This window comes from Janibacter melonis (assembly GCF_020567375.1).
In the GTDB taxonomy this organism is placed as follows: Bacteria; Actinomycetota; Actinomycetes; order Actinomycetales; family Dermatophilaceae; genus Marihabitans; species Marihabitans melonis.
This window is the reverse complement of the sequence record NZ_JAJBZM010000002.1, coordinates 974,393-987,294: the sequence shown is the minus strand read 5'-3', so window position 1 is coordinate 987,294 and position 12,902 is coordinate 974,393. Positions and strand designations below refer to the sequence as shown.

Annotated in this window: 13 protein-coding genes; 6 read left to right on the top strand and 7 right to left on the bottom strand. The window is 74.8% G+C overall.

Going from position 1 to position 12,902, the window contains the following annotated elements; genetic code table 11:
* Positions 1–837 carry a class II fructose-bisphosphate aldolase gene (locus LIV55_RS10935; RefSeq protein ID WP_229300202.1) on the top strand — a complete coding sequence of 279 codons (837 nt, stop codon included), beginning with the start codon at positions 1–3 and terminating at the stop codon, positions 835–837.
* Positions 838–1,186: 349 nt separating this feature from the next.
* On the opposite strand, the gene LIV55_RS10930 is transcribed toward LIV55_RS10935, so the two are convergent.
* From LIV55_RS10930 to LIV55_RS10910, 5 genes are all read right to left on the bottom strand, one after another.
* A complete protein-coding gene (locus tag LIV55_RS10930) occupies positions 1,187–2,134 on the bottom strand; it encodes a 1-phosphofructokinase family hexose kinase (protein ID WP_229300201.1) in 948 nt (315 codons plus the stop codon).
* Positions 2,131–3,051, bottom strand: a complete 921-nt coding sequence (locus LIV55_RS10925) for an ROK family protein (RefSeq protein ID WP_229300200.1) — start codon at positions 3,049–3,051, stop codon at positions 2,131–2,133. The genes LIV55_RS10930 and LIV55_RS10925 overlap by 4 nt, the downstream gene beginning before the upstream one ends.
* 19 nt (positions 3,052–3,070) lie before the next feature.
* Positions 3,071–4,513: an FAD-binding oxidoreductase gene (locus LIV55_RS10920; RefSeq protein ID WP_229300199.1), complete on the bottom strand. Its 1,443-nt coding sequence runs from the start codon at positions 4,511–4,513 to the stop codon at positions 3,071–3,073.
* Between the two features lie 81 nt (positions 4,514–4,594).
* Positions 4,595–5,020 (bottom strand): hypothetical protein, encoded by a 426-nt coding sequence (locus LIV55_RS10915; protein ID WP_229300198.1) that lies wholly within the window; start codon positions 5,018–5,020, stop codon positions 4,595–4,597.
* 10 nt (positions 5,021–5,030) lie between these two features.
* Complete coding sequence (locus LIV55_RS10910) at positions 5,031–6,080, bottom strand: CPBP family intramembrane glutamic endopeptidase (protein WP_123092567.1); 1,050 nt, start codon at positions 6,078–6,080, stop codon at positions 5,031–5,033.
* A 78-nt stretch (positions 6,081–6,158) separates the two neighbouring features.
* On the opposite strand from LIV55_RS10910, the gene LIV55_RS10905 reads away from it, so the two are divergent.
* The gene (locus tag LIV55_RS10905; RefSeq protein ID WP_229300197.1) at positions 6,159–7,070 is read left to right on the top strand and encodes a transglutaminase family protein; all 912 of its coding nucleotides are present in this window, start codon (positions 6,159–6,161) and stop codon (positions 7,068–7,070) included.
* Positions 7,071–7,079: 9 nt separating this feature from the next.
* On the opposite strand, the gene LIV55_RS10900 is transcribed toward LIV55_RS10905, so the two are convergent.
* Together LIV55_RS10900 and LIV55_RS10895 are read right to left on the bottom strand one after the other, a co-directional pair.
* The gene (locus LIV55_RS10900) at positions 7,080–8,126 is read right to left on the bottom strand and encodes an Ldh family oxidoreductase (protein WP_229300196.1); all 1,047 of its coding nucleotides are present in this window, start codon (positions 8,124–8,126) and stop codon (positions 7,080–7,082) included.
* Entirely contained in the window at positions 8,123–8,872 is a 750-nt protein-coding gene (locus tag LIV55_RS10895) for a DUF1275 family protein (RefSeq protein ID WP_229300195.1), read from the bottom strand. Before LIV55_RS10895 ends, LIV55_RS10900 begins: the two co-directional genes overlap by 4 nt.
* Before the next feature lie 183 nt (positions 8,873–9,055).
* Between LIV55_RS10895 and LIV55_RS10890 the strand changes: the two genes are divergently transcribed.
* The 4 genes from LIV55_RS10890 (at position 9,056) to LIV55_RS10875 (ending at position 12,898) form a co-directional block, all read left to right on the top strand.
* The gene (locus tag LIV55_RS10890; RefSeq protein WP_123092602.1) at positions 9,056–9,775 is read left to right on the top strand and encodes an iron-containing redox enzyme family protein; all 720 of its coding nucleotides are present in this window, start codon (positions 9,056–9,058) and stop codon (positions 9,773–9,775) included.
* Between the two features lie 92 nt (positions 9,776–9,867).
* On the top strand, positions 9,868–10,215 hold the full coding sequence (locus LIV55_RS10885) for a Rieske (2Fe-2S) protein (RefSeq protein ID WP_123092570.1): 348 nt from the start codon (positions 9,868–9,870) through the stop codon (positions 10,213–10,215).
* Positions 10,212–11,456 (top strand): NAD(P)/FAD-dependent oxidoreductase, encoded by a 1,245-nt coding sequence (locus LIV55_RS10880; protein WP_229300194.1) that lies wholly within the window; start codon positions 10,212–10,214, stop codon positions 11,454–11,456. The genes LIV55_RS10885 and LIV55_RS10880 overlap by 4 nt, the downstream gene beginning before the upstream one ends.
* A complete protein-coding gene (locus tag LIV55_RS10875) occupies positions 11,453–12,898 on the top strand; it encodes an aldehyde dehydrogenase family protein (RefSeq protein ID WP_123092572.1) in 1,446 nt (481 codons plus the stop codon). Before LIV55_RS10880 ends, LIV55_RS10875 begins: the two co-directional genes overlap by 4 nt.
* The last annotated feature ends 4 nt before the right edge of the window (positions 12,899–12,902 follow it).

The following is a 12,902-nucleotide window of genomic DNA, read 5'->3' as shown; positions in this document are numbered from 1 at the left end:
ATGGGCGCCGTCGACCTCGTCTCCGTCCTGCGCCCGGCCCGTGAGGGCGGGACCGGCGTCGCGGCCTTCAACGTCATCCAGCTCGAGCACGCCGAGGCGTACGCGACGGCCGCCGAGGCCACGGGCCTGCCGGTCGTCATGCAGATCAGCGAGAACTGCGTGCGCTACCACGGGTCGCTACGCCCGCTCGCGCTCGCGACCCTCGCGATCGCCGAGGACTGCGCCCAGCCCGTCGTCGTCCACCTCGACCACGCCGTCTCCGTCGAGCTCGTCCGCGAGGCGCTCGACCTCGGCATCACCTCGGTGATGTACGACGGCTCGACCCTGCCCGACGAAGCCAACCGGGAGACCACCCGCCAGGTGGCCGGCTGGTGCGCTGCAGCGGGTGCCAGCCTCGAGGCCGAGCTCGGCGAGGTCGGCGGCAAGGACGGCGTGCACGCCCCGGGGGCGCGCACAGACCCCGCCGATGCCGCCCGCTTCGTCGAGGACACCGGCGTCGACGCCCTCGCTGTGGCCGTCGGCAGCTCGCACGCGATGACCGAGCGCACCGCCCGTCTCGACGAGGACCTCGTGGCCGCGATCGCCGCCCAGGTGCCGGTGCCGCTCGTCCTGCACGGCTCGAGCGGGGTCCCCGACGACGGTCTCGTCGGCGCGGTCCGGGCGGGGATGACGAAGATCAACATCGCGACGCACCTCAACTCCGTCTTCACGCAGGCGATGTCGGCGCGTCTCGCCGAGCGCCCGACCGTCGACACCCGCGCCTACCTCGGCGCCGGCCGAGACGCGGTGGCCGCCGAGGCCGAGCGCCTCCTCCGCCTCCTCGCCCTTCGCCCCTGACCCTCCCCCTTCGCCGAACCCCGCTCCACGTCCGCGAGCCCCGGTCCTCGCCGGCCCGCGAAGACCGGCCCTCACGGACCAGGAGCGGTGCTCAGCGGGCGAGGGTGGCAGATCGAGGCGCGAAGGGGGCGAGCCCCCTCGGTGGTCGAGGTACGGACGCCGTCGGGCCTGAGCCTCGAGACCGCCGCCACCACCCCACCCGCAGACGCCTCCCCTTCGCCGAACCCCGCTCGCAGTCCGCGAGCCCCGGTCCTCGCCGGCCCGCGAAGAGCGGGCCTCACGGACCAGGAGCGGTGCTCAGCGGGAAGCGTGGCAGGTCGAGGGGCGAAGGGGGCGGCGCGCGAGCCTCTCAGAGACGCGTGATCTCGACCTGTGTCTCGAGACGGGCGACGTCGGCGGGGTCGACCTCGCCGGCGACCGGGCGCAGCACGGCGGCGGCGGACCAGGCGACGCCGGCGCGCAGGGCCCGCTCCCAGTCCGGCTCCCGCGGGCCCAGGTGGGCGGCGAGCGCGGCGGTGAGCGCGTCACCCGCGCCCGTGGGGTTGCCCCGGACCGGCTCGGGCAGGCGGGCGGACCAGCCGGCGACACCGTCCCCGTCGCGGACCGCGAGGACGAGGCCCCGTGCGCCGTCGGAGACGACCGCGCACCACGCGCCGAGGTCGAGCAGGGCGGCCGCGCACGCCGCCGCGTCGAGCGCGTCGTCGCCGAGGCTCTCGCGCGCCTCGGAGAGGTTGGGCTTGGCGAGCAGCCGCCAGCCCTCCCTCCGCGCGGTCTCCAACGCCACCAGCAGGTCCTCGCCCCGGGCGTCGGCGACGAGCGCGCAGCCCGCGGCGGCGCCGGTCCGCAGCAGCCGGGTGACGACCCCGTCGGGCGACCCGGGTGCGACGGACCCCGACACGACGAGCGCGTCGGCCCCGTCGCACGCCCACGTGAGGGCCTCGACGAGCGCGTCCCACGTCTGCGACGGCGGCGCCTCGCCCTCCTCGTTGAGCACCGTCGCCTCGCCGTCGGAGTCGACGGCTGCGACCGACCGTCGCGTCGGCACCGGGCTGGGGACGAGCACGGCGGGCACCCCTCGACGGGCGAGATCGGCCTCGAAGGTCGCGGCGCTCTCCGGACCGACCGCGAGGACGGCGGTCGCGGGCACGCCGAGCGCGGAGGCGACCGCGGCGACGTTGACCCCCTTGCCCCCTGCGCGGGCGGTGACGCGGGTGAGGCGGTGGCTCTCGCCGGCGACGACCCGGCCGACGTGGCCGGTGACGTCGATCGCGGGGTTGGGCGTGACGGTGACGATCATCGGGCGCTCCTCACGAGGTCGGCGGCCAGGCACGCGGCACCGAGCGCCCCGGCGCGGTCACCCAGGGCGGCGGGGGCGACCTCGAGGTCGGTCCGCCCGGGCAGGCGGGCGGCGAGCGCGGAGCGAAGGGGGTCGAGCAGCAGGTCACCGGAGAGCACGAGACCGCCACCGACGAGCAGCAGACGGGTGCCCGCCGCGGAGATCACCGGTGCGAGCACGAGGGCGAGGTCCTCGACCGCCTGCTGCCAGATCTGCACCGCAGCCGGGTCGCCCTGAGCGACCGCACCGGCGAGGTGCTCGGCATCGCGCTCCTCACCGCTCGCGGCGCTCCACGCGCGACCGAGCGCCGCCGCGCTCGCGACGGCCTCGAGGCAGCCCTTCGCCCCGCAGCCGCACACGGGCCCGCCCGGGCGCACGACGACGTGACCGACCTCGCCGGTCCACGGCGACCCGGCGACGACCTGACCGCCCGTCATCTGGGCCGCGGCGATGCCGGTGCCCAAGGGGAGGAAGACGACGTCGTCCACACCGCGCGCGGCCCCCAGGCGGTGCTCCGCGAGCAGGCCAGCGCGCACGTCGTGGCCGCTCGTCACCGGTACGTCGAGGTGCTCGGCGAGCAGCTGGGTGAGGGGCAGGTCGCTCCAGCCGAGGTTCGCCGACCACCGGGCGATGCCGACGACCTCCTCGACCAGGCCCGGCACGACGACCGCGAGCGCGCCCGCGGGCACCCCGGCCTCGTCCTCGAGGTCGCGGCGCAGACCGGCGGCGACGCGGCCGAGTTTGGGACCCGGACGGCTCGGCGTGGGGACGACCTTGGCGGCGAGCACCTCGCCCTCGCCGTCGACGAGCACGGACTTGATGCGGGTGCCGCCGACGTCGACCCCGACGACGGCGCTGCGGTCGATGGGGTCGGTCACGCGCTCATCGTAGGTGTGCTCAGCGGACCCCGTACCTCGTGCGGAGGTAGGCCACGCGGTCGGCGTTGCCGGCCAGGTAGTCGCGCAGCGGACGGGATCGCTCGAGGTAGTTGACGTACCCGCCCGAGGAGCGCGACCCCAGGGCCGAGTGGGCCGCGTCGACGACGTCAGCGGCCGCCGACCACGCCGTCGCCGAGCTCGACGACAGCCCGAGGTACCACTGCACCGTCGCCGTGTGGGCGCGCCACGGGAAGGCGGTGTCGTCGCGCTCGAGGTCCTGCACCCGGCCGTCGAGCGGGTCGAGGATCGCCGCCCCCGTGCCACCGCTGCGTGCGCGGCGGGCCATCGCCCCGACGACGGCCTCGGCCGTGCCCGTCGTCATCACCCGCAGCACGTCCGACCCGGCGTAGAAGCTCTCGCGCGCCGAGGTCGTCCCGCCCCCGAGCAGCCGCACCCCGTCGAGGTAGTCGGTGCTGCGCGTCGACCGCGACGTCGGCGAGACCCCGACGGCGCGCACGAGCGCCTCGGCCTGGGCCGCCTCCTGACCCGCGGCGCACACCCCGACGACCCGGACGCGGACCCCCTTCGAGCCCATCGCCTCGACGTGGGCGCTCCCCCAGACCGACCGGGGCGCCGCGGCCTGCCACCGGGACCACCCGGTGAGGACGCGCACCGCGGCCGAGGTGGGGAAGGTGAGGAAGAAGAAGCCGGTGCGCCGGGTCGCGTGGGTCCGGTAGCGCCACACCGTGACGACACCCAGGCCAGTCCCGCCGCCGCGCAGCGCCCAGAAGAGGGAGCTGCCGTTCGTCGCGTCGACCCGGTGCACCGACCCGTCGCGGGTGACCACCGTGGCACCGACGACGGCGTCGCTCGTCAGGCCGTGCGCGCGCGAGTCGACGCCCAGCCCGCCGCCGAGGGTCAGCCCCCCGGCGCCGACGGTGGGGCAGCTGCCCGTGGGGATCGAGCGACCGCGGGCGGCGAGCGCGGACTTCACCGGGTAGAGGGTCGCCCCTCCCCCGACGCTCGCCGTCGTGCCCGACAGCGACACCGAGTCGAGCGCGCGCAGGTCGAGGACCATGGCGTCGGTGCGGGTCGACGCGCCGACGTAGGAGTGGCCGCCGCCCCGGACGACCGCGCGCACGCCACGGCTGCGGGCGAAGTCGACGGCCTCGCTGACGTCGGCGGTGCTGCGCACCCGCACGACCGCTGCCGGGCTCACGCCGTCCCACCGGGGGTTGAAGAGCCTGCGGGCGCTCGAGTACGCGCTGTCGCCCGGGGTGAGGACGTCGCCGCTGATCGCCCGGTCGAGGGCCTCCCAGTCGGCGGCGGTGGTGCGCGTGGTGCGACGCACGAAGGGGGCGGCGACCGCCCCGGTCGTCGCGAGGGTCGAGGTCGCTGCGAGCGCCCCGGCCAGGACCGTCCGGCGGGTGGGAGTGGCGCCGGTGCCGCGCTGCTGGCTCATGCCCCCTCAGACGCCGCAGCGCGCGTGTCGGTTGTGCCGGCGCGCCCGAGCGGTCCCGCCGCAGCCGCGACGGCGCGAGGCTCAGCCCTGCTCGGGCAGCCAGGCGATCTCGCCGTGCGCGTAGACGACCTCGCCGGCGGCGCCGGCCCACACGTCAGCCCAGCCGCCCTCGTCCTCGTCGTGGACCCAGGCGGCCCGCTCGTCGGCGAGCACGGCGGAGACCTCCGCTGCGCCGAACCACCGCGGCGGGCACCCGCCGTGGCCCCCGCACCCGCAGCCCTCGTGGACGAGCCGTGCGCCCTCCACGAGGAGACGGTGCGCCTCGTCAGCCGGCACGTCGTCGCGCACCTTCCGCAGAGGCGCCCCCTCGGGGTCGAAGAGCTCGCCGGCCTGGTTGTAGGTGCCGGGGCGCACGGCGTGCCTCCCGGTCGTCGAGGCCTCCTGCTCGCTCCACGTGGGCTGGCGGACCATCTCGGCGAAGGTCGGCCGGTCGTGGCGACGGCTCATGACGCCGCCCTCAGCGCCAGGCCGGCTGGGGCGGAGCCACCGGGGCCGGCGCGGTCGGGCGCGGCACGACGGTGCGCTGCACGCCGAGGCGCCGGGCAAGCAGGAGCAGTGCGGTCGTCGCGACGGCGACGGCGACCCACGACACGAGCGTCGCGGCCCACGTGCTCGTCGTGCTCGTGTCGATGAAGCTCGCGGCGAGGTCGCCGAAGAGGATCGCGTAGCCGATGGCGAAGAGGTTGTTCACCGCGTGGAGCACGACGGCCGCCTCGAGGCCGCCGGTGCGCCAGGTGAGGATGACCATGCCCGTCGCCATGCCCATGAGGTCGAGGAGCACCCACACGTCGAGCGAGCCGTGGGCGAGGGCGAAGAGCGCCGAGGAGACGAGGACCGACGCGACGAGGGCGGCCCAGCGGTGGCGGAAGGCGGCGCCCATCTGCTGCATGATCCAGCCGCGGAAGAGGTACTCCTCGCCCGCGCTCTGCAGCGGCGTCGTGAGGAGCATGAGGACGAGCAGGAGGACCCAGTGCTCGGGCCGCTGCGCGGCGTCGCCGAGCCCGCCGCCGGCCGCGCTCGTCGGCAGCACGGCGCTGACGAGGACGACGTACCCGCCCCACAGCGGCACGAGGAGCAGGGCGCACCAGCCGGCCCAGCCCCACCGGAAGCGACCGACGACCGAGGAGAGGAAGCCCGGGCGCACCCGGTGCACGAGCCAGGTCGTCAGGCCGGCGAGCGGGATGAGCGCGGCGAGCATGAGGTTCTGCGTCGCGAAGACGAAGGGGTCGTCCATCCGCAGCATCGCGCTCTCGTCGGCGAGGACGGCGTCGAGGTCGCCCCCGGAGATGACGACGAGCCCGATGACGAGGACGATCCCGAAGCCGATGGTGATCGCGAGGAAGCCGGCGAGCACGGTGAGCAGCGCGACGACCGGCCGCCACCACGACTGCCCCGGGCCGGTGAGCGCGAGGTGGTACTCGGCGCCGTCGGCGAGCACCGGGGGGGCCGGGGCGGGCGGGGTCCACTGCGGTGCGGGCTGCATCTGCGGGTAGGCCTGCTGCGTCATGCCCCTGATCCTCCCCCGCCGACCTGGGCGTGGGCATCAGACCAGGGGATGGGTCGGCCCGACCCTAGGGTGGAGGCCGTGACGACCCGCGCCGCCCTGCACCACCGCACGACGTACCGCTTCGCCGAGCCGGTCCACCTCTTCCCCCACGCGATCCGCCTGCGCCCCGCGCCGCACGCACGCACCCCGGTCTCGGGCTACGAGCTGCGGGTCGAGCCGGCCGAGCACGTCCTGCGGTGGCACCAGGACCCCTTCGGCGGGTGGGTCGGCCAGGTCGTCTTCACCGCCCCCGCCGACGAGCTCGAGGTCACGGTCGACCTCGTCGCCGACCTCACGCCGGTCAACCCCTTCGACTTCTTCGTCGAGGACTACGCGAGCACCGCCCCCTTCGCCTACCCGGCCGACCTCCGCGACGACCTCGGGGCCTACCTGCAGCCCGTCGACGACGGGCCGCGAGGGTCGGGCCTGTCGCAGGAGTCGACCGCATGGGTCGAGTCGACGATCGCCGGGGCGATCGGGGACGAAGGGGGTGAGCTGCCTGTCGTCGAGCTGCTCGTCCGCCTCAACCGCGCGGTGCGCGTGCACGTCGCCTACTCGACCCGGATGGAGCCCGGGACGCAGGCACCGCACGAGACGCTGGAGCGCGCCGTGGGCTCTTGCCGCGACTCGTCGTGGCTGCTCGTCGCGGTGCTCCGTCATGCCGGCCTGGCCGCGCGCTTCGCCTCGGGCTACCTCCTGCAGCTCCAGACCCCCGGTGAGGACGGCCCGTCGCGCGACAGCGCCGAGCTGCACGCGTGGGCCGAGGCCTACGTGCCCGGAGCGGGCTGGGTCGGGCTCGACCCGACCTCGGGACTGCTCGCCGCCGAGGGGCACATCCCGCTCTCGTGCACGCCGCGCCCGAGCAGCGCAGCGCCGATCAGCGGGACGACGACCCCGGCGGAGGTCGACTTCTCCTACGAGACGACGCTCACCCGGCTCGACGCGGGCTGAGCGCCGGGGTCAGCCCGCTGCCGGGTTCGTGACCCCCAGCGGGGCGACGTCGAGCTCGTCGGCGAGGGTGCCGAGCCGCTCGAGCTGCTCGTCGCCGTAGGGCACGCCCTCCCACTCGGCCCGGGCGGCGGCGGTGACGGCCCGCAACCCCGGCGTCCGCGCGTCCGGCCCGCTCCCGACGACGCGGTCGACGAGCTCCTGGGCCCGGGCGGCGAGGTCGACGCCCTCGGCCGGCGCGACGGCGATCATCATCAGGCTCACGCCCTGGGTCTCGTCGTGCCGGGTCGGCAGGCCGACCTCGTCGCCGAAGCGCTCGCCGCCGGCGAGCACCCCCGTGAGCAGCTCGAGGGCGATGCTCAGGCCGAAGCCGCGGTGCCCGCCGATCGGCTCGAGCAGCCCGGTCGACCACAGCGAGGGATCGCGCGTGGGCTCGCCCTGCGCGTCGCGCAGCACGCCCTCGGGCAGCTCCTCGCCGCGCTCGCGGTGCAGGTCCATCTGCCCCGTCGACATCGTCGTCGTCGCGGTGTCGTAGAGGACCCGTCCGTGCTCGCCGGCGGGGGCCGCGACGGCGTGCCCCATGTTGCTCACGACGCGGCGGGTGCCGCCGGGGGCGGCGACGAGCGGCGGGCCGTTCGTCACGGCGATGCCGAGCATGCCGGCCGACGCCGCGAGGTCGGCGTAGTAGCCCATCGCCGCGGCCGAGGAGGTCCGCCGCACCGAGACGGCGCCGACGCCGAGCGCCCCGGCCTTGGCGACCGCGCGACGCATCGCGTCCGTCCCGGCGACCTGGCCCCACCCGTCGCACGCGTCGAGCACCGCGTAGGCGGGGCGCTCGAGCACGGGGACGACCGGTGCGGTGGCGTCGGTGCCCCCGGCGCGCACCCGGGCGACGCACTGGACGAGCTTGCTCGACACCCCGTGCGCCGGCAGGTCGTGCGCGTCCGCCCAGACGAGGCCGTCCGCGGTCCAGCCCGCGTGCTCGACGGACATGCCGACGGCCCGCAGGGCATCTGCGGCGAAGCGGTGCAGCTCGCCGAGTGCGACGTGGCGGCTCATCGGTGCACCAGCGCCCGGCGCAGGAGCACGACGACGAGCACCGAGCCGACGGTGCCGACGAGCAGCACCGGCGCGAGCATCGGCACGCTCGCGAGCAGGCCGGCCATCGCCGCAGCGCCGACGACGAGCCCGAGGAGGATGAGCGCCGAGTGCCGGACCGCGCGCACGCCGTGCCCGGAGACGAGACGGATGACGACGGTCGTCAGCGTGCCGGTGAGATAGGTCGTCGACAGGCCCGAGACGCCGAAGCGCTGGATCGCGCTCGACTGCAGGCCGAGCGCGGCCGCCGCGGCGGCGAGCATCGGCAGGAAGGCGGCCCGGGGCGGCTCGGCCCCGAAGCCCCACCACGCGATGCTCACGCCGGCGAAGAGGACGAGCTCGACGACGAGGGCGACGGTGACGGCGCGGGGCCACACCGGGTCGCCCGGTGCGGCGGCGCCGGCGATCCGGGCGCCGATCGCGGCGCCCGCGACGAAGGCGCCGATGGCGACCGCGGTGAGGAGCATCTCCGACCCGTCGCCGTGGGCGGCGGCGACGCCGAAGAGGACCATGTTGCCCGTCATGACGCTCGTGAAGGCGTTGCCCAGCGCGAGGAAGCCCAGCGCGTCGGTCGCGCCGCTGGCGATCGCGAGGACGACGACGAGGCCGGCGCGCAGCTGCTCGCCGGCGGCGCGACGCTCGGCGTCCTCGCTCGCGGGCGGCGCCGGCAGCGGGTCGGCGGGACGGGTGCTCTCGGGTGTGCTCACCCGAGCATGCTCCCAAACCCGGGCGCGCCGGGGTCGGGTGGATGTGCACGACGATCAGGCCGTATTCGTGTGCATCTTGACCGTGGTGACGACCCCCCGGCCGCACCTAGCGTCGTCGTATCGCACCAGGGCCGCAGCGAGAGCACCGGCCCCCGTGAAGACGTCGAGGAAAAGGTGATCGTCATGGCAGATCTGCTGTCGAAGGAAGACTTCCGCGCCGCGCTCGAGGACGCGATCAAGGGCCGCGAGGCCTCGACCGCGTCGTTCAGCCAGGCCTGGGCTGACGGCAAGCTCGAGCGCAAGCACTTCGCCCGCTGGGCGGAGAACCACTACCACTACGTCGGCCCCTTCGCCGACTACCTCGGGCTGGTGTACGCCAACACCCCCGAGACCCACCAGGACGCCAAGGACTTCCTCCTGCAGAACATGTACGAGGAGGAGCTGGCCGACATCCGTCACACCGACCTGCTCATCCGCTTCGCAGAGGTCTGCGGCACGACGAAGGAGCGGGTCGAGGACCCGAGCAACATGAACGCCGTGACCCGTGGCCTGCAGGCGTGGTGCTACATGGTCGCCTCCCGCGAGCACTACGTCGTCGCGACGGCGGCGCTCATCGTCGGCCTCGAGTCGCAGGTCCCGCAGATCTACAAGAAGCAGATCGTCCCCCTGCGTGAGACGTACGGCTTCGACGAGGACGAGATCGAGTTCTTCGACCTCCACATCACCTCCGACGAGGTGCACGGCGAGCGCGGCTACCAGATCGTCCTCGAGGGGGCCGACACCCCCGAGCTGCAGCAGCGCTGCCTCGAGTACGTGCGGATCGGCGCCGAGATGCGCTTCAGCTACACCAAGGCCCTCTACGACAGCTATGTCGCCGAGGACCTCGGTCGGGTCGCCGCCTGACCGAGCCGACAGGGCGGGCGCCGGGTCACGGCGCCCGCCCTCGTCGCACCCTTCGGCCGGTACCCGGCCCCGAGATCACCGAGGAGCACCCCATGGGCCAGTGGCACGACGTCGCGAGCGTCAAGGACCTCAGCCTGCGCAAGAAGAAGGCCGTCGAGGTCGACGGCACCCCCGTCGCCCTCTTCTGGGTCGGCGGCAAGGTCTACGCGCTCAACGACATCTGCGTCCACGAGGAGCGCCGCCTCAGCAAGGGCACCCTCCTCTTCGGCAAGGTCATCTGCCCCGGGCACCAGTGGAAGTTCGACCCCGAGACCGGCGAGCCCGACGACCAGGACGGCTGCCAGCCGACCTACGCGGTGCGCGTCTCGGACGACGGCGCCATCGCGGTGAGCCTCGACCCCGCAGACAAGACCGAGCTCTCGGGGCTGGTGCCGGCATGAGCGCCCACCCGAGCAGCGTCGTCGTCGTCGGCGGCGGGCAGTGCGCGGCCGTCGCCGTGCGCACCCTGCGCCGCAAGAAGTACGAGGGCCCGGTCCTCGTCCTCGCCGGCGAGCCGCACCGCCCCTACCAGCGCCCGCCGCTGTCGAAGGACTACCTCGCCGACCCCGCCGCGAGCGTCGACCTCCTGCCGCAGGACTGGACCGACGGCAACGACGTCACCGTGCGCACCGGCGTGACCGTCGAGCGCGTCGAGGAGGGCGAAGGGGGACCCGCCGGGTCTCTCGTCGTCGTCACCGCCGACGGGGAGCGCATCCCCGCCGGCGCGGTCCTCCTCGCCACCGGTGGGACCCCCCGCGAGCTGCCCGGCGCCCCGGCCGGCGAGCGGGTCCACTACCTGCGTACCCGCGACGACGCCGACCGCCTGCGCACCGCGATGGCCTCGGCCCGCTCGCTCGTCGTCGTCGGCGGCGGCTTCATCGGCGCCGAGATCGCCTCGACCGCCCGCGACGCAGGCCTCGAGGTCACCGTCGTCGAGGCGGCCGGGCAGCCCATGCAGCGCGCCCTCGGCGACCGGCTCGGCGCCGTGTGCTCACGGCTGCAGCGCGAGCACGGCGTCGACCTGCGCCTGAGCACAGGCGTGGAGTCGCTGCGCGAGGAGCCCGACGGCGTCGTCGTCACGACGAGCGCGGGCGAGGTGCGCGCCGACCTCGCGGTCGTCGCCATCGGCATCGTCCCGAGCACCGAGGTCGCCGAGCGCTCCGGCATCGCCTGCGGCGACGGCGTCCTCGTCGACGCGAGCTGCCGCACGAGCATGGCCGGGGTGTGGGCCGCGGGCGACGTCGCCTGCCAGGAGCACCCCCAGGCCGAGGGCCGCGTGCGCGTCGAGCACTTCGACAACGCGAGCAAGCAGGCCTCCGTCGCCGCCCAGTCGATGCTCGGCGTCCAGACGACCAACAGCGACGCCCACTGGTACTGGTCGGACCAGTTCGGCGCCAACCTCCAGGGCGTCGGGCACCCCCGGCCCGACGACGAGATGGTCGTGCGCGGCGACCTCGAGGGCGAGCGCTTCACGGCGTTCTTCCTGCGGGACGGCGCGGTCGCGGCGGTCTTCGCCCTCAACGACGAGGACACCGTGGGCCTGGCCCGCGAGCTCGTCACCATGCGTCTCGAGGTCCCCCGCGAGCTCCTCGCCGACCCCGAGCGCGACCTCTTCGACGCACTGGAAGGAGCGGCGACGTGACCCGACTCAAGGGCAACTTCATCGGTGGGGAGTGGGTGTGGCCGGGCTCAGGGGCATCCTTCGAGCGCACCAACCCCGCCCGACCTGACGAGCTCGTCTCCGTGGCCCCGTGCTCCAGCGCGGCCGACGTCGACGAGGCGATCACCCATCTCGCCCAGCACCGGCACGAGTGGGCGGCCACGGCGCCGGAGAAGCGGGCCGACGTCCTCGTCGCCGCGGCCGACATCCTCGCCGCCCAGGCCGAGGAGCTCGCCGTCGAGCTCGTCCGCGAGGAGGGCAAGACCCTCGCCGAGGCGCGGATGGAGGCCACGCGCACCCCGCAGAACCTGCGCTTCTTCGCCGGCGAGGCGCTGCGGATGACGGGAGAGACCTTCCCCACCGGCGACGGCTCGCTCGTCTTCACCCGCCGCGGCCCGGTCGGCGTCGTCGCCGCGATCACGCCGTGGAACTTCCCCCTCAACATCCCCTCGCGCAAGCTCGGCCCGGCGCTCGCCGCCGGCAACGCGGTCGTCTTCAAGCCCAGCGAGGTCACCCCCCTCATGGGTCAGCGCCTCGTCGAGGCGCTCGTCCAGGCCGGCGTCCCCGGCGGCGCGCTCGCCCTCGTCCACGGCCACGCCGAGGTCGGCCGGGCCATGGTCGCCAACGACGACGTGCACGCCGTGACCTTCACCGGGTCCACCGCCGTCGGCACCGCGATCCACGAGGTGAGCGGGCCCGAGGTGCGCACCCAGCTCGAGATGGGCGGCAAGAACGCCCTCGTCGTCCTCGACACCTCCGACCTCGACCGCGCGGTGGGGATCATCGCGAAGGGGGCCTTCGGGCTCTCGGGGCAGGCCTGCACCGGCACCTCGCGCGTCGTCGTGCACGAGGCCGTCGCCGACGAGCTCGTGCGACGTCTCGCCGAGGTCGCCGAGGCCGCCCGGGTCGGCAACGGTCTCGACGACGGGGTCACCTTCGGCCCCCTCGCGAACGCCGCCCAGGTCGACAAGTTCCAGCACTACGTCGACGGCGCGGCCGCCGAGGGCGCCCGGCTCGTCACCCCCGGTGACGAGCGGGCCGAGCCCGCCGGCGGCGGGTACTTCGTGCGGCCGACGATCTTCCGCGACGTCGACCCGCTGTCGGCCCTCGCGCAGGAGGAGATCTTCTCCCCCGTCCTCGCCTTCATCACCGTCGGCTCGTACGACGAGGCGGTACGGGTGGTCAACAACACCGAGTACGGCCTCTCCGCCGGTCTCGTGACCTCCGACATCGGCCAGGCCATCCGCTTCGCCGACGACGTCGAGACCGGGTTGGTCAAGGTCAACCAGGCGACGAACGGCATGGCGATGAACGCCCCCTTCGGCGGCATGAAGAACTCGTCGACGCAGACCTTCAAGGAGCAGGCCGGCGCCTCGATGATGACCTTCTACACGACCGACAAGACCGTCTACTTCACCCCCTGATCGC